Annotated in this window: 20 protein-coding genes and 1 pseudogene; 13 read left to right on the forward strand and 8 right to left on the reverse strand. The window is 71.5% G+C overall.

Translation table 11 applies throughout. The features are described 5' to 3' along the window. Positions 1 to 254: 254 nt before the first annotated feature. From ACWCSU_RS34185 to ACWCSU_RS34195, 3 genes and pseudogenes are all read left to right on the forward strand, one after another. A pseudogene (locus tag ACWCSU_RS34185) lies at positions 255 to 1,500 on the forward strand (IS256 family transposase). Between the two features lie 517 nt (positions 1,501 to 2,017). Further along, on the forward strand, positions 2,018 to 2,494 hold the full coding sequence (locus ACWCSU_RS34190; protein WP_397042918.1) for a GntR family transcriptional regulator: 477 nt from the start codon (positions 2,018 to 2,020) through the stop codon (positions 2,492 to 2,494). A 42-nt stretch (positions 2,495 to 2,536) separates the two neighbouring features. Next, complete coding sequence (locus ACWCSU_RS34195) at positions 2,537 to 2,815, forward strand: GntR family transcriptional regulator (RefSeq protein ID WP_357694361.1); 279 nt, start codon at positions 2,537 to 2,539, stop codon at positions 2,813 to 2,815. Positions 2,816 to 3,301: 486 nt separating this feature from the next. On the opposite strand, the gene ACWCSU_RS34200 is transcribed toward ACWCSU_RS34195, so the two are convergent. The 3 genes from ACWCSU_RS34200 to ACWCSU_RS34210 all read right to left on the reverse strand — a co-directional run bounded on the left by ACWCSU_RS34200 (position 3,302) and on the right by ACWCSU_RS34210 (position 5,942). After that, a complete protein-coding gene (locus ACWCSU_RS34200; RefSeq protein WP_364094121.1) occupies positions 3,302 to 3,700 on the reverse strand; it encodes an ASCH domain-containing protein in 399 nt (132 codons plus the stop codon). Between the two features lie 9 nt (positions 3,701 to 3,709). Continuing rightward, positions 3,710 to 4,732: a hypothetical protein gene (locus ACWCSU_RS34205; protein ID WP_364094119.1), complete on the reverse strand. Its 1,023-nt coding sequence runs from the start codon at positions 4,730 to 4,732 to the stop codon at positions 3,710 to 3,712. Between the two features lie 94 nt (positions 4,733 to 4,826). Then, positions 4,827 to 5,942 carry a DMT family transporter gene (locus ACWCSU_RS34210; protein ID WP_449940523.1) on the reverse strand — a complete coding sequence of 372 codons (1,116 nt, stop codon included), beginning with the start codon at positions 5,940 to 5,942 and terminating at the stop codon, positions 4,827 to 4,829. On the opposite strand from ACWCSU_RS34210, the gene ACWCSU_RS34215 reads away from it, so the two are divergent. The 10 genes from ACWCSU_RS34215 (at position 5,941) to ACWCSU_RS34260 (ending at position 15,627) form a co-directional block, all read left to right on the forward strand. Next, positions 5,941 to 7,344 carry an aminotransferase-like domain-containing protein gene (locus tag ACWCSU_RS34215; protein ID WP_449940525.1) on the forward strand — a complete coding sequence of 468 codons (1,404 nt, stop codon included), beginning with the start codon at positions 5,941 to 5,943 and terminating at the stop codon, positions 7,342 to 7,344. The two genes, ACWCSU_RS34210 and ACWCSU_RS34215, sit on opposite strands and share 2 nt — an antisense overlap. A 99-nt stretch (positions 7,345 to 7,443) precedes the next feature. Beyond that, positions 7,444 to 7,623: a CGNR zinc finger domain-containing protein gene (locus tag ACWCSU_RS34220; protein WP_449940727.1), complete on the forward strand. Its 180-nt coding sequence runs from the start codon at positions 7,444 to 7,446 to the stop codon at positions 7,621 to 7,623. 164 nt (positions 7,624 to 7,787) lie between these two features. After that, a complete protein-coding gene (locus tag ACWCSU_RS34225; protein ID WP_357694371.1) occupies positions 7,788 to 8,276 on the forward strand; it encodes a GNAT family N-acetyltransferase in 489 nt (162 codons plus the stop codon). 12 nt (positions 8,277 to 8,288) lie between these two features. Continuing rightward, positions 8,289 to 9,164 (forward strand): 1,4-dihydroxy-2-naphthoate polyprenyltransferase, encoded by an 876-nt coding sequence (locus tag ACWCSU_RS34230; RefSeq protein WP_449940527.1) that lies wholly within the window; start codon positions 8,289 to 8,291, stop codon positions 9,162 to 9,164. A 107-nt stretch (positions 9,165 to 9,271) separates the two neighbouring features. Then, a complete protein-coding gene (locus ACWCSU_RS34235) occupies positions 9,272 to 10,621 on the forward strand; it encodes a purine-cytosine permease family protein (protein ID WP_357694375.1) in 1,350 nt (449 codons plus the stop codon). Continuing rightward, positions 10,618 to 12,357 carry an adenine deaminase gene (locus tag ACWCSU_RS34240; RefSeq protein ID WP_357694377.1) on the forward strand — a complete coding sequence of 580 codons (1,740 nt, stop codon included), beginning with the start codon at positions 10,618 to 10,620 and terminating at the stop codon, positions 12,355 to 12,357. Before ACWCSU_RS34235 ends, ACWCSU_RS34240 begins: the two co-directional genes overlap by 4 nt. A gap of 2 nt (positions 12,358 to 12,359) precedes the next feature. Then, positions 12,360 to 13,358: an adenosine deaminase gene (locus ACWCSU_RS34245; RefSeq protein WP_357694379.1), complete on the forward strand. Its 999-nt coding sequence runs from the start codon at positions 12,360 to 12,362 to the stop codon at positions 13,356 to 13,358. Between the two features lie 92 nt (positions 13,359 to 13,450). Continuing rightward, positions 13,451 to 14,176 carry a GAF and ANTAR domain-containing protein gene (locus tag ACWCSU_RS34250; RefSeq protein WP_449940532.1) on the forward strand — a complete coding sequence of 242 codons (726 nt, stop codon included), beginning with the start codon at positions 13,451 to 13,453 and terminating at the stop codon, positions 14,174 to 14,176. 7 nt (positions 14,177 to 14,183) lie between these two features. Then, a complete protein-coding gene (locus tag ACWCSU_RS34255; protein WP_449940535.1) occupies positions 14,184 to 15,002 on the forward strand; it encodes an alpha/beta fold hydrolase in 819 nt (272 codons plus the stop codon). 49 nt (positions 15,003 to 15,051) lie between these two features. Further along, positions 15,052 to 15,627, forward strand: a complete 576-nt coding sequence (locus ACWCSU_RS34260; protein ID WP_357694385.1) for a helix-turn-helix domain-containing protein — start codon at positions 15,052 to 15,054, stop codon at positions 15,625 to 15,627. Here ACWCSU_RS34260 and ACWCSU_RS34265 read toward each other — a convergent pair. Genes ACWCSU_RS34265 through ACWCSU_RS34285 form a run of 5 tightly spaced genes read right to left on the reverse strand, consistent with a single transcriptional unit; the run spans position 15,624 to position 22,753 of the window. Further along, the gene (locus tag ACWCSU_RS34265) at positions 15,624 to 17,372 is read right to left on the reverse strand and encodes an ABC transporter ATP-binding protein (RefSeq protein WP_449940728.1); all 1,749 of its coding nucleotides are present in this window, start codon (positions 17,370 to 17,372) and stop codon (positions 15,624 to 15,626) included. The genes ACWCSU_RS34260 and ACWCSU_RS34265 overlap by 4 nt on opposite strands. Before the next feature lie 2 nt (positions 17,373 to 17,374). Beyond that, the gene (locus ACWCSU_RS34270; protein WP_357694387.1) at positions 17,375 to 18,217 is read right to left on the reverse strand and encodes an ABC transporter permease; all 843 of its coding nucleotides are present in this window, start codon (positions 18,215 to 18,217) and stop codon (positions 17,375 to 17,377) included. Beyond that, a complete protein-coding gene (locus ACWCSU_RS34275; RefSeq protein WP_364094097.1) occupies positions 18,214 to 19,167 on the reverse strand; it encodes an ABC transporter permease in 954 nt (317 codons plus the stop codon). Before ACWCSU_RS34275 ends, ACWCSU_RS34270 begins: the two co-directional genes overlap by 4 nt. Beyond that, positions 19,167 to 21,128 (reverse strand): prolyl oligopeptidase family serine peptidase, encoded by a 1,962-nt coding sequence (locus tag ACWCSU_RS34280; protein WP_449940538.1) that lies wholly within the window; start codon positions 21,126 to 21,128, stop codon positions 19,167 to 19,169. The genes ACWCSU_RS34275 and ACWCSU_RS34280 overlap by 1 nt, the downstream gene beginning before the upstream one ends. Continuing rightward, a complete protein-coding gene (locus tag ACWCSU_RS34285) occupies positions 21,128 to 22,753 on the reverse strand; it encodes an ABC transporter substrate-binding protein (protein ID WP_449940540.1) in 1,626 nt (541 codons plus the stop codon). Before ACWCSU_RS34285 ends, ACWCSU_RS34280 begins: the two co-directional genes overlap by 1 nt. Positions 22,754 to 22,811: the final 58 nt, after the last annotated feature.

Below are 22,811 nucleotides of genomic sequence, written 5' to 3' on the forward strand. Positions count from 1 at the left end.
CGGCGCATGTGGGGCACGCCCATGGCATGTGAGTGTGTGAGTCGATCTTCGCGTGATTTTGTATCCGAGGAGGGTGTGTCGCCGAGGATGGGGCTTTGGCCAGCATGTCCAGTTCATGTAGCGGCGAGGTTCAACCCACTCGTCGCTCTGCTCGGCCGTGTACGAGCTTGATCTGGTCACAAGCGTGGCGGCCGTGAAATGGAGACGGCCATCGCGTGATCCTTCGAGTGCGAACAACGAAGGAGATCAAGGCGATGGCCGCAGACAACAGTGTGACGCCTGCGCAGTGGTTGGCGAAGCAGATCCAGACCGATGACCCCGACGTGTTGCGATCCATGGTCAAGACCATGGCCGAGGCATTGATGTCGGCCAAGGCCGACAGCCTCTGCGAGGCAGGCTACGGCGAGCGCAGTGACGAGCGGACCAACCGGCGCAACGGCTACCGCACCCGCGAGTGGGACACCCGCGCAGGCTCGATCGAGCTGGCCATCCCGAAGCTGCGGTCGGGCTCCTACTCCCCCGACTGGCTGCTGGAACACCGCCGCCGAGCCGAGCAGGCGCTGATCAGCGTGGTGGCCACCAGCTACCTGCTCGGCGTCTCGACACGGTGGGTGGACAAGCTGGTCGAGCAACTCGGTATCAAGCACATCTCCGAAAGCCAGGTCAGCCAGATGGCCAAGATCCTGGACAAGCAGGTCGAAGCCTTCCACACCCGGGCCTTGGACGCAGGCCCCTACACCTTCCTCTGGCTGGACGCGCTGACGCAGAAGGTGCGTGAAGGCGGCCGCATCATCAACGTGCACTGCCTGGTGGCCACCGGAGTCAATGCCGACGGGCGGCGGGAGATCCTCGGGCTGGAGGTCACCACCGGCGAGGACGGCGCGGGCCGGCTGGCGTTCCTGCGCGGCCTGGTCGCCCGCGGTCTGTCCGGCGTGCAGCCGGTAAGTGATCTCCGACTGCCACTGCGGCTTGGTCTCGGCGATCGGCGCCGTACTGGCGGGCGCGTCCCGGCAGCGATGCAGGACTCACTACCTGCGCAACCTGCTCACCTGCGTGGCCAAGAGCGCACAGCCGTTCGTGGCCACGCTGGTGCGGACCATCTTCGATCAACCCCAGGCCGCCTCGGTGCGCGCCCAGCACGCCTGGGTGCTGGACGCGCTGGAGGCCAAGCATCCAGCCGCTGCGCAGCACCTGGACGCCGCTCGGGAGGATCTGCTGGCCTTCGCCCCCTTCCCGCGCGAGATCTGGAAACAGATCTGGTCGAAAAACCCGCAAGAACGGCTGAACAAGGAGATCCGCCGCCACACCGACGTGGTCGGTATCTTCCCCGACCGAGCCGCGATCGTCCGGCTGGTCGGCGCCGTCCTGGCCGAACAGAGCGATGAGTGGGTCGGAGCTCGCCGCTACATGGGGTTGGACTTGCTGGCCAAAGCCCGTCTGCGACTCGTCCCCGGCGACACACCCACCTCGGCCCCGGTCCCGCAGACACTGACCGCTTAACCTGCAGATACAGGATCACGCGAAGATCGACTCATACCCACATCCGTGGACGCGACCCCCGCACGTGTGCGCGGAGCGAGGTCTGGGGTGGGTAGGCCGGGTTCTACGGGGTCGACGGCCAGCAGGATTGCCCAGAGCAGAGAGGTCCTGGTTACGGAGCTTCGGAGGCTCTCGTCCACGTAGACGCCCTTGCGGGTGCGCCGGGTTCGGCGGATGAAGCACTGGCCTCCGATTTGGCAGAGCTCGTAGGACGTGGGCCGGCAGGCGCAGGTGTAGGCCTGGACCCGTACGTGTTCGCCGGTTGGGCGCATGGGATACCAGCGGATGCGGGTGAGTTCGGGGTGGGGGTGGGGGTCAGGGGGGTGGGTGCCGAAGCAGTGTTCGTCGTTCGCAGGAAGTTCGGCCATGGTTGGAGCATACGTCTGGTTGTATCCGCTCGCCTGTACAGAAAGACGACTCTGTCTGATCAGACAGGAGGATATGGGCGGGCTCGTACGGGTTCGTCTATCTTGCCGGTGTGCTGGACTACGACGGCGACACCCACATCTACGTGCAGATCGCGGAGATCCTTCGGCGGCGGGTCGAGGGGCTTGCGTCCGGGCATCCCGTGCCGAGCGAGGCCGACATTCAGAACGAGTTCGGGGTCGCTCGGACGACGGCTCGTCGGGCCATCCACGTGTTGCGCGAGGAAGGGCTCATCTACACGGTTCAGGGTGAGGGGACGTTCGTCGGCGTACCTGACGAAGCTCCGCGTAAGCAGCGGAAAGAGCCGCTCTATCGGCAGATCGCGTCGGATGTGGCTGACCAGATCAAGGCGGGGCAGTTCCAGCCCAAGCGGCCGATTCCAGGTGAGACGGCGTTGGTGCAGCAGTACGACGTGGCACGGGAGACGGTACGGCGGGCCATGGCGTTGTTGCGGGAGCAGGGGTGGATCTACACCGTGCCGCAGCGCGGGAGTTACGTGTCGCCCGAAGAGTCGTGGCCCCAGGTCTGAGGTTCGCTCATCTGCTTGTATCCAGACGTCTAAGGTTTGAGCATGCTCGACCGAGACGGGCCTGTGCCGATCTACGTGCAGATCGCAGAGATGATCCAGGGTCAGATTCTGCGAGGTGAACTGCGGGCCGGCGAGGCGGTGATGAGCGAGCTCGCCATGGAGGCCGAGTTCGATGTGGCGCGGTCAACTGTCAGGAACGTGGTGCGGGAACTGCGTAGGCGGCGACTCGTGCACACGGTCAAGGGGAAGGGGACATTCGTCGGGGGCGGTGGCGATGGTTCGGAGGGCAGCGGGGGTGGGGACGCAGGCGGGGATGTGTGAGAGCCAGGTTGGGCCGGGTGTCGCCGGCGGTGCCGAAACGGGAGTGTCGGCACCCCTGAAATGACGCGCCCAGCAACGACAGCAGCGGGGAAACGACCGCAACCCAAGAGTGCGGAGCTGAGGCCGAAGCAGGGAACAAAAGCAGGGAGCAAACGCGGGGACGGGCGAGAACCGGGTTGAGGCGGCTATCGCCAGCTGGCCGACATGGGTGACGGCAGCTCTGGGATGACGCGCTCAGCAGTGACAGCAGTGCGGGAACGACCGCAACCCAAGCGTGCAGGGCTTGGGCCAAGCGGAGAACAAACGCGGGGACAGGTGAGAGCCAGGTTGAGGCGGCTGCCGCCAGCGGTGCCGTAATGGGAGTGACGGCACCCCTGGGATGACGCGCTCAGCAGTGACAGCAGTGTGGGGATGACCGCGACCCAGGAGTGCGGGGCTGGGGAGCGGTAGCGGGGAGGGAGCTGGCGTGAGAGTTGGGTGAGGGGGTTAGGAGGGCAGGAGGCGGTAGTGGAGGCAGACGATTGTGGAGGTGGCGTTCACCTCGTGGCCCAAGGAGGACCAGTAGCGGTGGTGGACGTCTCGCCAGTGCTGGATCGAGGTGAATCCTTCGCCTTCCGCCTCGGCGAACTCCCACGGCACCTCGGCGAAGGGCACCAGCGCCACTGAGGTGATCTCGATGGTGGCGGCCTTCTCGCCGGCGTCGTTCACCAGGATCAGGTGTTCGCCGACGTGTTCGACCTCCTCGCCTTCCGCCTCGTAGTCGAGGGGCAGCAGGCCGGCGGTGGCGGTCTTCGCGCCCGAGAGGGTCAGATCGGTCAGCAGGGTACGCACTTCACCGGGCGTGCCGAGGGCGAGGACTCTGAGTCCGTCGATGCGGGGCCACATATGCGCATCCTAGAAGACGGGGATGATCTCCTCCGGGTCGATGAAGTTCACCTCGACGCCTTCCAGGTCCAGCTCGGGAATGGCGGGGAAGGCGATGCCCCACCGTTCGACGATCGCGCGGACCTTCGCCATGGCCACGCGCCAGTTCTCCTTCTGCTCCTCGTACGAGAGCACGCCCAGGCCCGCCTCCCTGGCGTGGTCCATGAGGACGCGGTGATTGTCGAGGAAGTACGGCGGCAGTTCCCAGAAACCTTCCGGAGGCTCCCAGAGAATCATGGAGAGGAAGACGAAACCGGCTCGGAGCTGGCGGGTGATGAGGCCGCGGGTCTCGTCGGTCAGGCCCGGCCATTCGTTCTCCAGAATGGTCATGCAGATTTGCAGATGGCGGGACTCGTCGAGGCCGATGCGGTGGAACATCTCGCCGAACACCGGATGCCGGGTGCCCGTGGCCATGCCCCTGAACAGCGTGGACGCGGCCATCTCGCCCATCATGAAACTCGTGAACAGGACCGGGAGCGAGTATCTCCCGACGGCGCTGGTGTAGCCGTTCCAGTAGCGGCCGCCGTTGTGGTAGAGCCACCCGATGTTGTTGTGTGCGGCCCTTTCGAGATCGTCTTCGGGGGTCCAGCTGAGCGGGCCGCCGGGCCACAGCCGGGCGATGGTGCGCTGGCAGCACTCCTCGTGGTTCATCTCGTCGCGGGTGATGGAGAAGAAGCACTTCCTGACCGGGTCTTCCTCGTGCTTCTCGAAAGCCTGGATGGTGGCGCGGGCGAAGACGGCCGGGCCCGAGGCGTCGAAATTGGCGAGGACGGCGAACCAGTACATGATGCCCAGGCGCTGTTCGCGGGTGAAGTCCTCTGGTTTCAGGCCGTCCCATGGGAGGTCGGCGGGGTTCCAGAGTTTGCGCTTGGACTTCTCGTAGATGGCCGCGAGTTTCTCCGTCTCCACGCGCCATTCCATCGGGTAGATGTTGGGCTGCGGGATCTCCGGCGCGGGCCAGAAACCACCCTCCGGGATCGTGAGGTCCGCCATGGTTGTGACACCTCCACTCCCATCCTGCGTGGGGGCGTCACGCCATGCAAGCATCGCCGCGACCCGGCGCGTACGTCGTCCTGCCAGGTCCGTCCTACGAGCGGGTGCGTTGCGTGACGGCGACACAGGCCAGGACGGCGAGCGCGGCGGCCACGGTGGCCGGGCCGAAACGTTCGCCCATCAGGACCCAGGCCCAGACGAGGGTCAGCAGCGGCTGAGCCAGCTGGGTCTGGCCGGCTCTGGCGATGCCGCCCCTGGCGAGGCCGGCGTACCAGGGGATGAAGCCGAGGAACATCGAGATCAGGGCCACGTACGCGAAGCCGGCGAGGGCGGGGGCGGTCGGCGCGACGGGGGTGGTGACGGCCAGGGTCGCGCTGATCACGGCGGTCACGGGGAGGGAGAGGACGAGGGCGTGGCTGATCACCTGCCAGCCGGGGGTCGTCCTGGTCAGGCGGCCGCCTTCGGTGTAGCCGAGCGCGGCTGACAGGAGGGCGCCGACCAGGAGCAGGTCGGGCCAGGCGGCGCCGTCCTGGCCCCGGGTGAGGGTGAACGCGAGGATCGCGGCGGCGCCGGCGGCGCAGGCGGCCCAGAACAGGGGGCGGGGGCGTTCGCCTGCCCGTACGACGGCGCAGGCGGCGGTGGCGGCGGGGAGCAGGGCGATGACCACGGCGGCGTGGGAGGTGCTGGCGCCCAGGTCGAGGGCGAGGCCGCTGAAGACCGGGAAGCCGAAGACGACGCCCAGGGAGATCACGGCGTACGCGGGCCAGTGAGGGCGGGGCGGGAGGAGGGGGATGCGGGCGGCTTTCAGGCAGATCAGCGCGATGACGCCGGCCACGGCGGCGCGGCCGATGGCGACCAGCCAGGGGTCGAAGCCGCGCATCGCGTAGACGGTGCCGGGGAAGCTGCCGGAGAAGGCCAGGACGCCCAGGAAGGCCAGGATCGTCCCTTGGCGGGCGCGCGTGGCGGGCCCGCTGGTGGTCCCTGTGGAGGCGCGGTGTGGGTCATCGGGGCCGTTCGACGCACCGGTCCCCTGGGAGGTGGCGGGCCGAGATGCGGCGCTGATCCTCCCAGGGGTCGCAGGAGGGGGCGCGGGCGCGCCGGCGGTGCCCTTGGAGGGGGTGATGCCGTGAGGTGCGGTGATGGTCTCTTCGGGGGTGGGAGGTGGGAGTGCTACTGCGGGGTGGGCGATAGCGCTATCCTTGTCTTTCATGTCCAACGATAGCAGTATTGCTCAGATTGCTGCGATACTGCGCGAAGAGGCCGTCCGGCTGGGGCCTGGTGCGCGGCTTCCGTCCAGCCGGGAGATCATGCGGCGGCACAACGTCAGCCCCGTGACGGTCTCGCGCGCCATCGGCCAGCTCGCCGCCGAAGGGCGGGTGGTGTCGCGTCCGGGCAGTGGCGCGTTCGTGGCGCCGCGCCAGGCCGTCCGCGGGCAGGATCCCGTGGACCTGTCCTGGCAGACGGTCGCCCTCGGCGACCGGGTCGTGGACGACGGGCCGGTGGCGGCGCTGCTCGCCCAGCCGCCCGAGGAGGTCGTGCCGCTGACCGGCGGCTACCTGAACCCTGGGCTGAGACCGGACAGGCAGCTCGCGGCGGCGGCCGCTCGGGCGGCACGCCGTCCGGACGTGTGGGCCGTGCCGCCGCTCAATGGCCTGCACGAGCTGCGCGGCTGGTTCGCCCGGCAGGCCGGGGGTGACGTGACGGCGGCGGACGCGCTGATCGTCAGCGGCGGCCAGGCGGCGCTGACGCACGCGTTGAGGGCGCTGGCGGCCCCCGGCACGCCGGTGCTGGTCGAGACGCCCACCTACCCGGGAGCGCTGGCGGCGGCCAAGGCGGCCGGGCTGCGGGCCACGGCCGTGCCGATGGACCGTGACGGCGTACGGCCGGACCTGCTGGCCGAGGCGTTCGCCGTCACCGGCGCGCGGGTGTTCTTCTGCCAGCCCACCCTGCACAATCCCACGGGCGCGACGTTGCCCCCGGACCGGCGCGCGCAGGTGCTGGAGGTGGCCAGGGCGGCGGGGGCGTTCGTGATCGAGGACGACTACGCCCGCTACCTGACCCCCGCCGCTCCCCCGTCACTGGCCTCCATGGACGCGCACGGCACCGTCGTCAACGTGGGCTCGCTGACCAAGATCCTTTCCCCCAGCCTGAGGGTGGCGGCGGTCGTGGCCCGTGGGCCGGCCGCGCACCGGCTGCGGGCCGCCCAGCTGGTCGAGTCGTTCTTCGTGGCGCGGCTGTTGCAGGAGACGGCGCTGGAGTTCGTGGGCTCGTCGGCCTGGGGCAGGCATCTGGGCGCCGTCCATGCCGAGATCGCCGCCAGGCGGGACGCGCTCGCGGCGGCGCTGGCGGCCCACGTCCCGGGGGCGGAGGTGCATCTGATGCCGATCGGCGGTCTGCACCTGTGGCTGCGGCTGCCTCCGGATGTGGACGAGAACGCGCTGGTCGAGGCGGCCAGGCGGCACGGGACGCTGGTGAGCCCGGGGCGCATGTACTACCCGTCGGAGCCGCCGGGCCCGCGGATCAGGGTGACGCACATGGCCGCCGCCAACCTGCAGGTCCTGACCGAGGGGGTGCGAAGGCTCGGACGGGCGCTGGACTCGCAGGCGCCGTGATCGGACACTCGATGGAGTGCGGGTCCGGGGGCGGGCGGGGCCGATGACCGCGCCACGCCGGTCGGAGGCAAGGCCCGACGCCCCCGGGAGCGGCTCAAGATCTGTGCGGGAGCAGGGCGGGTGGGAACATGTCAGCGGGCGTTCATCGACACGTCCGGGAATCGTTCGCGCTCATGGTGTTCGATGCGGGTATGCGCTGACCGCACCAAGACACGCGCTTACCGGGCGAGGAAGCGGGGTTCGCGTCGTCTCCAAGGCTCAAACACCGATACGGTGTAACTCGTGCCTTGTGGCACGAACGGCAGGCGAAGGAGCGGGCCGAGATGGCAGACGTAGGCGTCCGGGCGGCCCGGCGCGAGGATGTTCTTCAGGTTGCGAATACTCAGATCCGCGCCTGGCGCTACGGATATCGGGAGTTCCTCCCGGAAGGCCCACTCGAGCAGATGACGGGGCCGGCGGCCGAGAAGATGTGGCTGCGCCAGTGGGACGAGGCGATCGTCGCCCCGCCCAGCCCCACGCACCGGGTGCTGGTCGCGGTGGAGACCATCCTCGACACCGAGGGCTTCCCCGCCCTGGGCGCGGGCGGCAGCGCGGCGCTGACGACCCCGCGCGGCGGCGAGCGCGTGGTGGGGCTGGCCTCGCACGCCCCCGCCGAGGATCCCGACCTGGATCCCAGCAGGGTCGCCGAGATGCTGACGCTGCTGGTCGACCCCGACTTCGTCCGCCGCGGCCACGGCAGCCGCCTGCTCAACGCCACCGTCGACTACCTGCGTGAGGACGGCTTCCGCCAGATCGTCACGTGGGTGTTCGCCGACAACTACGCGGTGCTCGGCTTCCTGGAGTCGGCCGGCTGGGGCGAGGACATGGCCGAACGCGTCCTCGACATGGGCCGTCCGATCCGCATGGTCAGGCTCACCACGGATATCAGCTAGAGGTTCGACAGCATGGCTACCCCCGGTCAGTGGATCGCGGGCGCGCGCCCGCGCACCCTTCCCAACGCCGTAGTCCCCGTCATGGTCGGTACGGGCGTGGCGGTCGGCGACGGCGGATTCGTCTGGTGGCGCGCGGTCCTGGCGCTGCTCGTGGCGCTGTCCCTGCAGATCGGCGTCAACTACGCCAACGACTACAGCGACGGCATCCGCGGCACCGACGACCAGCGCGTCGGCCCGATGCGGCTCGTGGGCTCGCGGGCGGCCACGCCCCGGCAGGTGCTGACGGCGGCGCTGGGCTGCTTCGCGGTCGCGGCGATGCTCGGGCTCGTGCTGGTGGTCGTGACGCGGGCGTGGTGGATCCTGCTGGTGGGGGTCGCGTGCATCGCGGCAGCCTGGTTCTACACCGGCGGCAAGCGTCCCTACGGCTACCGCGGGCTCGGTGAGCTGGCCGTCTTCGTGTTCTTCGGCGTGGTCCCGGTCATGGGCACCGCGTACGTGCAGACCGAGCAGCTGAGCTGGACGGCCTTCCTCGCCTCGATCCCGGTGGGCCTGCTGTCGTGCTCGATGCTGGTGGTCAACAACCTGCGCGACGTCCAGACGGACGGCACGTCGGGCAAGCGCACCCTGGCCGTGGTGCTGGGCGCCGAGCGCACCCGGGCGCTGTACGTGTTGTGCCAGGTGGTGCCGTTCGTCGTGGCGCTGGCGATGATCGCGGTCACGCCGTGGGCGGCGCTCGCGGCACTGGCCGCGCCGCTCGCGGTCACCCCGATCAGGACCGTGCTGGGCAAGGCGGTCGGGCCGGCGCTGATCGCGGTCCTGCAGCAGACGGGCAAGCTCCAGATGGCGTACGGGCTGCTGTTCGCGGTCGGCTTGGCGATCACTTTGTAGCCAGGGCACAACTGCCCCCCGGTACGCTCGTATGTCTGGATAAATCACCAGGTCATCCCCCTACGGTTCACTGTGTGCGCACACACCAGCGACCCTCAGGAGGGGCCATGGAACAACGCGGGATCGAACTGGTCTCGGCCGGCGAAAGGTACGGCCGCCCGCGTGACCTGCTTTTCCTCTGGTCCGGGACGACGATGGGCATCTTCACCCTCGTCTACGGCATCACCATCGTGGCGGCGTTCCAGCTCAGCTTCACGCAGGCGGTCATCGCGATCGTCATCGGCAACCTGCTGTCCTTCCCGCTGGTCGGCCTGACCAGCCTGCAGGGCCCGGCCACCGGCACCTCCACCATGGCGGTCTCCAGGGCCGCCTACGGCCCCAAGGGCGCCCGTGCGCTCAGCTTCTTCGGCTGGCTGAACATGGTGGGCTTCGAGGCCGGCGGCATGGTGCTCATCACGTTCGCGGCGCTGTCGCTGCTGGAGCAGGCCGGGGTGAGCGACCAGGGGCTCGGCCTCAAGATCGTGGTCATCCTGGTGGCCGCGGCGATCCAGCTCGTGCTGCCGCTGATCGGGCACGCCGCGGTGATGAAGGCGCAGAAGTACTTCACCTGGGTGTTCGTCGTGCTGTTCGGCCTGATGGCGATCCTGATCGCGCCCAAGGTGCAGCTCGGTGGCGGCGGCGGGTCGGCGGACTTCGCCACGTTCACGATGGCGATCGCAATGATCATGTCGGCGGGCGGGCTGTCGTGGGGGCCGCTGGGCGGCGACTACTCCCGCTACCTGCCGGCGAACTCCTCCAAGAAGGCGGTCTTCGGCTACGCGGCCCTCGGCGGGTTCGTCCCGTACGTGCTGCTGATGACGCTCGGGGCGGCCGTGGCGACCGTGGTCAAGGACAACACCGACCCGATCTCGGGGCTGCCGAGCGCGCTGCCGCAGTGGTTCGTGGTGCCGTACCTGCTGCTGGCGATCGTGTCGCTGTTCGCGGTCAACACCACTGACCTGTACTCCTCGGGGCTGAACCTCCAGGCGGCCGGGATCAAGGTCAAGCGCTGGGTGGCGGTCGTGGGCGACCTCGTGCTCTGTGTGATCATCACGTTCGTGGCGGTGACCTCGAACAACTTCAACACCATGCTCAACAACTTCCTCGCGCTGCTGATCATCTGGCTGGCGCCCTGGGCCGGGGTCTACCTCACCGACTGGCTGCGCAGGAGGGGACGCTACGACGCCGAGGCGCTGTTCGACGAGCAGGCGCCCGGCCAGGTCCGGTGGCCGGCGATCATCGCGCAGGTCCTGGGCATGGTGGCGGCGGCCCTGTGGATCAACTCGGCCGTCTTCGTCGGGCCGCTGTCGGAGGCGACCGGCGGCAGCGACTTCAGCATCTTCGCGGGCTTCCTGGTGGCGGGCGCGGCGTACGCGCTGCTCGTGCCCCGGCCCGCCGTACGGACTGTGGAGGCATGATGGACCGCGACCTGCTGGACGTGGCGTACGGGCGGCGGCCCGCGGACACGATCATCACGGGCGGCACGCTCGTCAACGTGCTGACCGGCGAGCTCTATCCGGCCGAGATCGGCATCGTGGGCGGCCGGATCGCCGCCGTCGAGCCGGTGCTGGAGCGCGGCCCGGACACCGAGGTCATCGACGCCCGGGGCGGTTACCTGGTGCCCGGCCTGATCGACGGGCACCTGCACATCGAGTGCAGCAAGCTGTCGGTCACCAGCTTCGCCGACCTGGTGGTGCCGTTCGGCACGACGAGCGTGGTGTCGGGGCTGGACCAGATCCTCGTGGCCGAGGGACTGCCGGGCGTACGGCGTTTCCTGGACGAGTCGGCGGCGACCGGCATGCGAATCTGGTGGGGTGCACCCGCCAAGGCGCCCTACACCGTGCCGGAGTCGACCGTCGGGCACCCGTTCGGCCCGGCTGAGCACAGGATCGCCCACGAATGGCCGGAATGTGTGGGTATCTGGGAGACCGTCCAGGAGATGGTGGAACACTCCGATCCCGCCGTCATGGAGGCCCTCGACCTGGCCCGGGAGCGGCGGCTGCCGGTGTTCGGCTGCGCGCCGCTGTCCGACCCGCGCCGGATCAGCGGGCTGGCGGCCGCCGGGGTGCGGCTCGACCACGAGTCGTACTCGCACGAGGAGATGCTGGAGAAGCTGCGCCGCGGCATGTACGGCATCATCCGCGAGTCGTCCGTCGCCCACTTCCTCGACGAGAACATCAAGGCTGTGGCCCTGGCCGGCTCCCGCAGGCTGGCGTTCTGCACCGACGACGTGCACGCCGCCGACGTGCTGGCGGGCGGGCACATGGACAAGCTCGTCCGGATGGCGATCGCGGCGGGGGTCGACCCGGTGACGGCGATCCAGATGGCCACGGTGAACTGCGCGGAGATGTACCGCATCGACCACCTGGTGGGCAGCCTGTCCCCCGGCCGGTTCGCGGACGTGCTGATCGTGGACTCGCTGGAGGACTTCCGGGTCCGCGAGGTGATCGCCAAGGGCGTGCCCGCCGCCAGGGACGGCCGGATGGTCACGCCGACGCCCGCCCCCGAGCGCGGCCCGGTGCGGCCGTTCCCGATCGAGCCGGTCACCGCCGACGACCTGGTGCTGCGTGCCGAGGGCGACCAGGCGACCGTGCTGACCCTGGGGTTCACCGAGCAGGTCTTCGTCCGCCGGCGGCGTGACGTGACGCTGCCGGTGGCCGACGGCGTCGTGGAGCCGTCCGTGGAGCAGGACGCCCTGCTCGTCACGGTCGTCGAGCGCTACGGCAAGACCGGCAACAAGCCGGTCGCCATGGTCAGCGGCATGGGACTGCGGGCCGGCGCGATCGCCACCAGCGCCGCCCCCGACGACAACAACATCATCTGCGTGGGCGCCTCCCGCGAGGACATGGCGCTGGCCGTCAACACCGTCGCCGAGCAGGGCGGCGGCCAGGCCGTGGTGGTGGACGGCGAGGTGCGGGCGCTGCTGCCGCTGCCGGTCGGCGGCATCGTCTCCGACCTGCCCGCCGCCGAGATGGCGGTGCTGGAGGAGCGGCTGGACGACCTGGCCCGCGAGCTGGGCTGCACGCTGCCGGCGCCGCTGATGTACCTGTTCTTCCTGTCGATCACCGCGATCCCCGACTACGCCGTCACCGACCTCGGGCTGGTCGACTGCGTACGGCTCGAGGTCGTCGACCCCATCCTCACGGAGGTTTGATCATGAAGGACTTCATCGCCGGGCTGCCCAAGTGCGAGCTGCACCTGCACATCGAGGGCACGCTGGAGCCCGAGCTCAAGTTCGACCTGGCCCGCCGGAACGGTCTCGCGCTGCCCTACGCCTCGGTCGAGGAGATGCGGGCCGCCTACTCCTTCGACGACCTGCCGTCCTTCCTCAAGGTCTACTACGAGGGCATGCAGGTGCTGCGCACCGAGCCCGACTTCTACGACCTGGCCATGGCCTACCTGCGCAAGGCCGCCGAGCAGAACGTGCGCTACGCCGAGATCTTCTTCGACCCGCAGGCGCACACCTCGCGCGGGGTGCCGTTCGACGTGGTGATCCGGGGCCTGCGGCGGGCGCTGATCGACGCCGACCGGCAGCTCGGGGTGCGGGCCCAGCTCATCATGTGCTTCCTGCGCGACTTCCAGGCCGAGTACGCGATGGCGACCCTGCTGGAGTCGCTGCCGTACAAGGAGTGGATCGTCGGCATCGGCCTGGACTCCGACGAGAAGGGCAACCCGCCGGCCAAGTTCGCCGCCGTGTACGAGCGGGCCCGGCAGGAGGGCTACCTGCTGACCATGCACTGCGACGTCGACCAGGACAACTCGATCGAGCACATCCGCCAGGCGATCGAGGAGATCGGCGTCGACCGCGTCGACCACGGCGTCAACATCCTGGAGGACCAGCGGCTGGTCGACCTGGTGCTGGCCCGCGGCATCGGCCTGACCTGCTGCCCGATCTCCAACGGGTACGTCACCGACTCCATGAAGTCCGAGGGCATCCGCAAGCTCATGGAGCTCGGCGTGCGGGTGACGGTCAACTCCGACGACCCGGCGTACTTCGACGGGTACGTGAGCGAGAACCTGGTGGCGTTGCAGGGCGAGCTGCAGCTGACCCGGGAGGAGCTGGCCCAGCTGGAGCGCAACGCGTTCGAGATCACCTGGCTTCCGCGCCACCTGAAGGACGCCTACCTGGCCGAGATCGACCGCTACCTCGCCTGACAAAATCCCCCGGCGGGGCGGGCTTAGAACCCCGCTGGAGGGGCAGGCTGTCTGGTCGCAGGCGTGAGCCGCAGCCAAGCGCGAGGGATTTGTTGAACAGGACCGCTGTTCCGGCCGGAATCGACGAGTTCGAACGGGCGCTGGCACGGAGTGTCGTCGTCGCCGCCCGCGCGATGCCCGACTCTCCGCTGGTCAGCGTGACGTTGTGCACCGAGCGTGGCATCCGCTCGGCGGCGTGCGCGCATGCCCGCGCCAGGGTGCTCGACGGCCTGCAGTCGTCGGCCGGGCGGGGGCCGAGCTTCGACGCGATCGAGACCGGCTGTCCGGTCACGGCGGCCGGTCTCGCGGCCGACGAGACCCGCTGGGGAGCCTTCTGCCCGGTGCCGCACGGGGTCCGCAGCCTGCACGCCGAGCCGCTGATCTCCCAGGGACGGCTGCTGGGCACGCTGAACCTCTACTCGGCCGGCGTGGACGGCTTCGCCGCCCGCACGCACGCGGCGGCCGAGGTGGGCGCCGCGCTGGTCGGCGTGCTGTTCGACGTGGCGATCGACGCGGCCCGCACACGGGAGGTGGCGGCGCAGCTCAAGGACGCGCTCGGCACGCGCCCGGTCATCGACCAGGCCCTCGGGATCGTCATGGCGCAGCGCCGCTGCACCGCGCACCAGGCGTTCGAGATCCTGCGCAACGTCTCCCAGGACCGCAACCTCAAGGTGCACCACGTCGCGGCGACGATCGTGCGGTCGGTGAGCGGCGGCCCGCCGCAGCGGCCCCGGTTCGACGATCCGCCGCCTCCCGGCGACCAGGGACACCCGGCATAATCACCGCATGCCCTCCTTTCTCGCGCACGACGGGACCGAGCTGGCCTACCACGTACACGGGACGGGCGAGCCGCTGGTGTGCCTGCCTGGCGGCCCGGGCCGCGCCTCCCGCTACCTCGGCGACCTCGGCGGCCTGCCCCGGCGGCTGATCCTGCTGGACGGCCGGGGCACCGGCGACTCGGCGATCCCGACCGACCCCGGGACGTACCGGTGGGACCGGCTGGCCGAGGACGTCGAGGCCCTGCGGGAGCATCTGGGACTGGCCCGGATGGACCTGCTGGCCCACTCGGCGGGCGCGAACGTGGCCGTCCGGTACGCCGGGCTGCATCCGGCCCGCGTGAGATCCCTGTGCCTGGTCACGCCCTCGTCGGTCGCCGCGGGCCTCCCGCCGACGGAGGAGGACTGGCAGGCCGGGCTGGACCTGCGCAAGGACGAGCCGTGGCACCCCGCCGCCCTGGCCGCCTTTCTGGCCGACGAGGGCGTGGAACGCCACCGCTTCTTCTACGGCCCCTGGACCGAGCATACGGCCGCGCACGCGGCCGGCGCCGAGGACGAGTGCGCCGAGGCCGCGGCGGACGGCTTCTACGCGCCGTCCCCGGTGACGCCCGAGGAGGTCAGGGCCGGGCTGGACACGCTGGACGCGCCGGCGCTGCTGCTGACCGGCGACCTGGACGCCCACCCCTGCCGCCTGTCCGCGCCGGCCTTCGCCGCCCTGTTCCGCGACGCCACCCTGGTGACGCTGCCCGGCGCCGGGCACTTCCCATGGGTGGACGACCCGGCCGCGTTCGTCTCAGCGGTGTCCGGCTTCCTGGACAAGGTGGCCTGACGCGCAGGGCATGATGGGGGTGGACGCCGGGACAGGAAGGACTCACCACGTGCGGCAGGAACTCGCGTTGACCAACGGACAGGCCGCCGGGGTGCGCGGCGCGCTGGCCGGCAACCTGCGCGGCACGCGGCTGGCCCGCGGGTTCAGCGTCCGCGAGCTGGCCGAGCTGACCGGGGTGAGCAAGGCGCTGATCTCGCAGATCGAGCGCGGGGTGGCCAATCCGACGATCGAGGTGCTGACGCGGCTGGCGGCGGCGCTGGAGCTGACGTTCGCCGAGCTGACCCGCACCCACCTGCCCGAGCCCGAGGTGCTGCGCAGGGGCGAGGGCATGCCGGTCACCGTGGGCGACACGACCGTGCGCAGCCTGTTCGCCACGGCCGACCGGCGGCGGTTCGAGCTGGCCGAGGGCGATCTGCCGCCGCTGACGCGCAGCGCCAGGAGCGCCCACGGGCACGGGTCCGTGGAGCACGCCTACGTGGTGTCCGGCGAGGTGACGGTCGAGAGCGACACGTGGTCGGTGCGGCTGGCCGAGGGTGACGCCGTCCGGTTCGGGGCCGAGGTCGACCACGTCTACGCCACCGGCGAGCGCGGCTGCCGGGTGCTCACGCTGATCTCCTACGACTAGCCGGGCCAGCGGCTGCTTCCGTCGGGCACGCTGGCCAGCAGTTCGCGGGTGTAGGGGTGCGCGGGGGCGTCCAGCACCCGGTCCACGTCGCCGGTCTCGACGCACTCGCCGGCCCGCAGCACGTACAGGCGGTCGGCGAGCTGGCGGACGACGGCCAGGTCGTGGGTGATGAATAGCAGGCCCATGCCCAGGCGTTCCCTGAGCCCGGCGAGCAGGGTGAGCACCTGCGCCTGCACGGAGACGTCCAGGGCGGAGACGGGCTCGTCGCAGACCAGCAGGCGGGGCTCGCCGGCCACGGCGCGGGCGATGGCCACGCGCTGCCGCTCGCCGCCCGACAGGCCGGCCGGGCGCTTGCGGGCGAGAGCGGGGTCGAGGCCCACCAGGCGCAGCAGCGCGCCGACGTCCGTGGGGCGTCCCTCGGCGGCGAGGGCCTCCTTGAGCGTCGCCCCGACGGTACGCGCCGGGTTGAGCGTCGAGTACGGGTCCTGGAAGATCATCTGCGTGGTCCGGCGGGCCTGGCGCACGGCCTGGCGGGACATACCGGCGTGGTCGGAGCAGTCGAGCCCGTCGAGGGTGATGACGCCCGCGTCGGGGCGTTCCAGGCCGGTGACGCAGCGGGCCAGCGTGGTCTTGCCCGACCCCGACTCGCCGACGACGGCCACGACCTCGCCCGGCGCCACGGTCAGGTCCACGCCCGCCAGGGCCGGACGCGACCCGCCCGCGTAGGTCTTGCGCAGGCCCGCGACCTCCAGCAGGGGCTTGGCGGCGGTCCGCGGCGGCGACGGCACGCCCTGCGGGGGCGGCGGCGCGGCGGGCAGCGCGGCGGCCCGTACGCAGGCCGACAGGCGCGCCTGCCCGCCCGGCACGGCGACCAGGCCGGGCACGCCCGTCCGGCACTCCTCCACCGCGTACGCGCACCGGTCGGCGAACCCGCAACGCCCGGCGACCGCGTCGTGGGCCGGCACCGAGCCCGGCACGGACGGGATGACCGGCAGCCGCCGGTCGGCGGGCGGCTCGGCGGCCAGCAGCGCCCGCGTGTACGGATGCCGCTGCTCCTGCCGCAGCTCGGCGGCCCGCCCGACCTCCATGACCCGGCCCGCGTACATGACCACGACCCGGTCGCACATCGAGAAGGCCAGGCGCAGGTCGTGGGTGATGAGCAGGAACGTCATGTCCCGTTCGCGCTGGATGCGGCGGATGAGGGCGAGGACCTCCCGCTGCGTGGTGGCGTCGAGGGCGGTGGTCGGCTCGTCGGCCAGCAGGATGCGCGGCGCGGCGGCCAGCGCGCAGGCCAGGCCCACCCGCTGCCGCATGCCGCCCGAGAGTTGGAACGGGTACCGTCCGGCCACTTCGCCGGGCAGCCCCACCTCGGCCAGCAGCCTCGGCACCTCGGTCTTGGGGTCGGCGCCCTCGGGCAGGCCGTCGGCGATCTGCTTCCCGGCCCGGCGCAGCGGGTTGAGCAGCGTGAACGGGTCCTGCATGAGCAGCGAGACCGTGCCGCCGCGCTGCCGTCGCCTGGCCCTGGGGTCGTCGTCGACCCGCCGCCCGTCGATCTCGACCAGGCCGGTGGACTCCAGGCCGGCGGGCAGCAGCCCGAGCAGCGCCCGCACGGTCAGCGACTTGCCCGAGCCGGACTCGCCCACGATCGCCACCGACTCACCGGCCGCGACTTCGAAGGACACCTGCGACAGCAGCGTACGGCCGGTGTCCGGCTGCCGTACGGTCAGGTCCGCGACCCGCAGCATGGTCACCGCGCCCTCCGCTCGAAGCGTTCGTGCAGCCAGTCGCCCACCAGGTTGAGCGCCGCGGCGGTGACGATCACCGCCAGGCCGGGCGCGATGACCGCCCACGGGTTGGCCAGGAGCTGGGTGCGGTTGTCGGCCAGCGTGCGCCCCCAGTCGGGCGAGCCGGCGGGCACGCCCAGCCCGAGGAACGACAACGACGACAGCGACACCAGGGCGAAGGCGAAGTTCAGGAAGGCCGAGGCCAGGCTGACGGGGACGATGTTCGGCCAGATGTGCCGGGTCATGATCCGCCAGGACGACAGGTTCTTGAGCAGCGCCGCCTCGACGTAGGGCCGGTGCCGCTGCTCCAGGACCGCGCCGCGCACCACCCGCGTGTCGGTGGGCGCGAACAGCACGACCAGCACGGCGACGGCCAGGCCGTAGCCGCCGCCGAGCACTCCCGCCACGACGATGGCGACCAGCAGCGCGGGCAGCGAGAACATCAGGTCGGCCCAGCGCATGACCAGGGTGTCCGTCCAGCCGCCGAAGTAGCCGGCGGCCAGGCCGAGCAGGTTGCCGATCAGCATGGATCCGGCCGCCACGGCGAACGCCCCCGGCACGGCGGTGCGCGCGCCCGCGACCAGCAGGCTCAGCACGTCGCGGCCGAGGTCGTCGGTGCCGAGCGGGTGGCCGGGGCCCGGCATGGAGATGCCGGTCATCAGGTCCTGGGCGGTGGCGCCGGGGACCAGCCAGGGGGCGAACGCGGCGGCGGCCACGACGAGCACGAGCACGGCCAGGGCCAGCGGCACCGCGAGCGGGAACCGGGGGACGAGGGCCCGCCTCCGCGTGCGGCCCGGCGCGGTCATGACGCACCCCCGCCGAGCCGTACGCGGGGGTCGGCCACCGAGTAGGCGACGTCCACCAGCAGGTTGACGGCGGCGATCAGCAAGGTGAGCAGCAGCGCGAGCGCCTGCACCACCGGCACGTCCTTGAACGTGACCGAGTCGACCAGCAGCGACCCCAGCCCCGGCAGCGCGAACGTGACCTCCACCAGCACGGTCCCGGCGAGCATGCCGGTGACGACGAGCCCGGCCGCGGTCAGGACGGGCACCAGCGAGTTGCGCATGGCGTAGCCGAGCACGACGGGCGCGCTCAGGCCGCGGGCGCGGGCGAAGACCACGTAGTCCTGGTCGAGCTCACGCACGAGCGCGGCCCTGCTGAAGCGGAGCAACATCCCGGCCGCCCCCGCCGCGAGCGCGACGGCGGGCAGCGTCAGGTGCCACAGCTCGCTCGCGAACCCCTCCCCCGTGCCGTAGACGGGGAACCAGCCGAGCCCCAGCGCGAACACCACGAGCAGCAGCAGGCCGACCGCGAACGGCGGCGCGCTCAGCCCCACCACTCCGGCGGTCACCACCAGGCGGTCGCTGGCCCGGCCCTTGCGCAACGCGCCCAGCACGCCCAGCGGCAGGCCGATCAGCGCGGCCAGGAGCGTGCCGTAGCCGGTCAGGACGAGCGTGCGCGGCAGGCGTTCGCCGAGCATGTCGGCGACGGGCTGCCCGGTCCTGATGGAGGTGCCGAGGTCGCCGCCGAGCACGCCGCCGAGCCAGCGCAGGTACTGGACGGCGACGGGGTCGTCGAGGTGGTAGCGGGCGCGCAGGGCGGCGATCGTCTCGGCGGTGGCCGGACGGGTGCCGAGCAGGGTCTGCTGGATGTCGCCCGGGGCCAGGTAGAGCAGGCCGAACACGCCCGCCGACAGCAGCAGCACGACGGCGGCGGTGCCCGCGGACCTGCGCAGCAGGAACCCGGCCCAGCCCATCACAACACCCCGCCCCCGGTCAGCCAGCCGATCACGCGCTGTGCCGCGTCCCTGCGGTGGGCGGGCTCGACCAGCTCGTGACCCTCCCGAGGGTAGAGGACCAGTTGAGTGCTCACGCCCGCCGCCGACCAGGCACGATAGAGCTGTTCCGCCTGTCCCGGAGGGGTGGTGCGGTCGCGCTCGCCGTGCAGGATCAGGGTCGGGGTGGCGGCCTTGGCGGCGTGGTGGACGGGTGAGCGGGCGGCCAGGCGCTCGCGTCCCTCGGCGGTGGCCGGGTCGGCCCCGGCGTGGTAGAGCGGGTCGAAGCCGCCCGCGAGGTTGCTGGCGGTCGAGAAGCTCAGCCAGTCGCTCACGCCGGACATGACGACGGCGGCGCGGAAACGGTCCGTGCGGGTGACGGCCCAGGCGGTCAGATAGCCGCCGTAGCTCAGGCCCATGATCGCGACGCGGTCCGGGTCGGCGACGCCGGTGGCGACCAGGTGGTCCACGCCGGCCAGCACGTCGTCGAGGTCCGCCTCGCCGGCCTGGCCGATGACCGCGCGGGCGTAGTCCTGGCCGCGGCCGCTGCTGCCCCTCGGGTTCGGCAGCAGGACGGCGGCGCCGGCGTGCGCGAGCGGCACGGCCAGCTGGTTCGACTCGGCGGGGGCGAACGAGCTGGACCACAACCAGGTGGGCCCGCCGTGCACCATGACGACCAAGGGCCTGGGCCCGGCTCCGTGCTCAGGGGTGGTGTCTCCGTGCTCAGGGGTGGTGAGGAGCAGGCCGCTGACCGGGAGGCCGTCGCGGCCCGTCCAGGTGGTCTCCTCCTGGTGCACCGCCAGCCCGGCCAGCCCGGCGTTGAGCGCGGTGACCGGACGCCACTCGCCCTCTCCGAGGACGGCCACGGCGACCTCTGGGGGCAGCTCGGGGCTCTCCCAGCAGGCCGCGGCCACCGTGCCGGCGCGGTCCGCGGACAACGAGGGCTGGCCGTCGCGGCCGCCCAGCGTCCCGCGGGCCGTCCAGCGGCTCAGCACGCGGCCGTCGGCGGCGTCGAGCACCCCGCCGTGGACGCCGGTGCCCGACCAGCCGGTGAACCAGAGCGTCTGGTCGTCCAGCCAGCCGAGGTCGGTGACGTCGTCCAGCTCGCCCAGGTACGCCACCTCCCCCGTGACCAGGTCGGCGCGCAGGACGCGGCCCGAGACGATCGACAGCCCCTCGACCACCACAGCCGTCCGCCCGCCCGGGGCCAGCCGGGGCCGGCTGAGCTGCCAGGACGTGCGGTGCAACGTCCGCACCTCGCCGTCCTCGACCAGGTCGAGCCGGGGCCGGTAGTAGCCGGCGGGGGTCTCGTCCTCCGAGGTCACCGCGAGGGCGCGGCGGTCGCGCCAGTCGGCGTCCCACACGGTCAGGCCGGGCAGCACGATCTCGTGCGGACGGTCGTCGCCGAGCTCGAACCAGGCCAGGCGGCGCAGCCGTCCGCCCGGCGTGAGCACGAACGGGTCGGACTCGTCGGGCACGCGCAGGCCCAGGTGGCTGCCGTCGCGGTCGCTGCCGGGGTCGGCCAGCCGGACCAGGACGGTGCCGTCCTCGCCGGGGATCAGGTCCTCGATCTCGCCGTCCACGCGGGCCCGCCAGCCCTCGACGGCCAGCTCGGACGGGGACGGCGTGCGCAGCAACCGTCCGTCGGGGAGCCACCGGACCGGGCCCTGGCAGTCGCCCACGGCCTCCAGGACGCCGTCGAGCGTGACGACGTGCGCGACGCCGTCGATCACGCAGGCGACGCGGTCACCGTCGGGGTGCAGCGACACCGACTCGGGATACCGCACCCCGGCCAGCGCCTGGTGCACGTCGAGGGGGTCACGCGTCGGGGCCGCAGCCTGGTGCACGTCGGTGGGGTCGGTCGTTCGGGACGCAGCCTGCCGCGCGTCGAGGGGGGCGGTCGGTCGGGGCGCGGCCGGGCGCGCGTCGGTGGGGTCGGTCATCAGCGTGCGGCCACCTTCGTCGCCCACGGGCCGACGAAGAAGTAGGGGCCGAAGCCCTCGGCGGCGACCGCCTTGCCGAGCGCGGTGGCCGCCTCACCCCACCACAACGGCTGGTACGGCACGTCCGCCGCCGCCCTGACCAGCGCCTGGCCGAGCAGCTTGCCCCGGGCGGCGTCGTCGGTGCCCGCCTTGGCCTGGTCCAGCAGGCCGGTCACCTCGGCGTTGTCGTACTCGGCGATGTTGGTGCCGTTCTCGCCGACGGCGCCGCCGTGCAGGAGCTGCTGGATGTACTCGGCGGGGTCGCCGGTGGTGGCGAAGTACCAGCCGAGGTAGATCCCGGAGGCGTGCTTGCCGAGGTCGGCGATCCACTGTTCGAGCGGCACCTCCTTGACCTCCAGCGTGATGCCGATGGTCTTGAGGTTCTCGGCCAGGGTGAGCGCCGCCCGGCCGAGCTGCGGGCCGCTGCTGGGGTACGTGAGCGTGTCGGCGAACCCCTGCGGCGTGGCCGACTTCGCCAGCTCGGCCTTGGCCTGGGCCAGGTCGAAGCCGTACTGGGGGATGGACGCGTACAGGGCGGTGACCGCGGCCTCGTCCAGCACGCCGCCCCACTGGGCCGGGTCCGGGACGGCGGTGGCGACCTTGCCGTGGCCGCGCAGCACGCTCTTGACGATGCCCTCCCGGTCCACGGCGTGGGCGACGGCCCGGCGCACGTGGACGTCGTCCCAGGGCTTCTTGGCCGTGTTGAAGGCCAGCGTGACCAGCGAACGGTCGCCCGCGGTCAGCACCTGGGCGCCGGGCACCGCCTTCCACTGGTCGATCTGCTCGGCGGGGACGTTGAGCGCGACGTCCACGTTGTCGCCGCGCATGGCCAGCAGCCGGGTGGACTCCTCGGGGATGAAGTCGATCCTGATCTGCCGGAAGGCGGGCTTGCCACCTCGGTAGGAGTCGTTGCGCTCCAGCGTGACGTGCGAGTCGGGGGCGAACTCGGCCACCTTGTACGGCCCCGTCCCCAGCAGCTTGCCCTCCGGCGTGCCGATGCGCTCGCCGGTGGCCTGGATGAACTTCTCGCTGGTCACCAGCAGCGTGCCGGGCGTGGGCACCCACGCGAACGCCGCGTCGGGGCTCTTGAGCTTGATCGTCACCTCGGCGTCGCCGGTCGCCTCGATCGAGTCCACGTTGGCGTAGGCGTAGGCGAAGGCGGTGGTCGAGCCCTTCTTCGCGTGCAGGTTCAGGCTGGCGACCACGTCGGCGGCGGTCAGCGGGCTGCCGTCGGAGAAGGTCACGCCGCCGCGCAGCTTGTAGACGTAGGTGGTGGCGTCCTTCCTGGCCCAGGACTCGGCCAGGGACGGCTGGAGGCTGCCGTCCGGGCCGACGCCGACCAGGGACTCCTGCACCAGCAGGGCGACGACGTAGTTCATGATGCCCGCCTCCTTGGCCGCGTCCAGCGAGCCGATGGAGGAGGGCAGGGCGACCCGCAGCACGTCGAGGCTCTTCTTGGCGCCCGTGCCTGTGCCGGCGGGCTCGGACGAACCGCAGGCCGACAACAGGCCGGGCAGCACGGCGAGCGCCCCCGCGAAGGCGGCGGACCGCAGGACAGAACGCCGGGAAATAGGCAGATCGGTCACCGGGGGACCCTACTTTCACGCGACCGGTTAACCCGCCTAGCTGCAGTGTCTACCGGTA

This window comes from Nonomuraea sp. NPDC001699, from assembly GCF_053596455.1.

Excerpts from the sequence above, each read along its gene's own strand:
- ACWCSU_RS34205 (WP_364094119.1), bottom strand. The coding sequence starts at position 4,732 with ATGGCGGACCTCACGATCCCGGAGGGTGGTTTCTGGCCCGCGCCGGAG.
- ACWCSU_RS34200 (WP_364094121.1), bottom strand. The coding sequence starts at position 3,700 with ATGTGGCCCCGCATCGACGGACTCAGAGTCCTCGCCCTCGGCACGCCC.
- ACWCSU_RS34280 (WP_449940538.1), bottom strand. The coding sequence starts at position 21,128 with ATGACCGACCCCACCGACGCGCGCCCGGCCGCGCCCCGACCGACCGCC.
- ACWCSU_RS34245 (WP_357694379.1), top strand. The coding sequence starts at position 12,360 with ATGAAGGACTTCATCGCCGGGCTGCCCAAGTGCGAGCTGCACCTGCAC.
- ACWCSU_RS34210 (WP_449940523.1), bottom strand. The coding sequence starts at position 5,942 with ATGAAAGACAAGGATAGCGCTATCGCCCACCCCGCAGTAGCACTCCCA.
- ACWCSU_RS34215 (WP_449940525.1), top strand. The coding sequence starts at position 5,941 with ATGTCCAACGATAGCAGTATTGCTCAGATTGCTGCGATACTGCGCGAA.
- ACWCSU_RS34255 (WP_449940535.1), top strand. The coding sequence starts at position 14,184 with ATGCCCTCCTTTCTCGCGCACGACGGGACCGAGCTGGCCTACCACGTA.
- ACWCSU_RS34195 (WP_357694361.1), top strand. The coding sequence starts at position 2,537 with ATGCTCGACCGAGACGGGCCTGTGCCGATCTACGTGCAGATCGCAGAG.
- ACWCSU_RS34230 (WP_449940527.1), top strand. The coding sequence starts at position 8,289 with ATGGCTACCCCCGGTCAGTGGATCGCGGGCGCGCGCCCGCGCACCCTT.
- ACWCSU_RS34225 (WP_357694371.1), top strand. The coding sequence starts at position 7,788 with ATGACGGGGCCGGCGGCCGAGAAGATGTGGCTGCGCCAGTGGGACGAG.
- ACWCSU_RS34270 (WP_357694387.1), bottom strand. The coding sequence starts at position 18,217 with ATGACCGCGCCGGGCCGCACGCGGAGGCGGGCCCTCGTCCCCCGGTTC.
- ACWCSU_RS34240 (WP_357694377.1), top strand. The coding sequence starts at position 10,618 with ATGATGGACCGCGACCTGCTGGACGTGGCGTACGGGCGGCGGCCCGCG.
- ACWCSU_RS34275 (WP_364094097.1), bottom strand. The coding sequence starts at position 19,167 with ATGGGCTGGGCCGGGTTCCTGCTGCGCAGGTCCGCGGGCACCGCCGCC.
- ACWCSU_RS34235 (WP_357694375.1), top strand. The coding sequence starts at position 9,272 with ATGGAACAACGCGGGATCGAACTGGTCTCGGCCGGCGAAAGGTACGGC.
- ACWCSU_RS34265 (WP_449940728.1), bottom strand. The coding sequence starts at position 17,372 with ATGCTGCGGGTCGCGGACCTGACCGTACGGCAGCCGGACACCGGCCGT.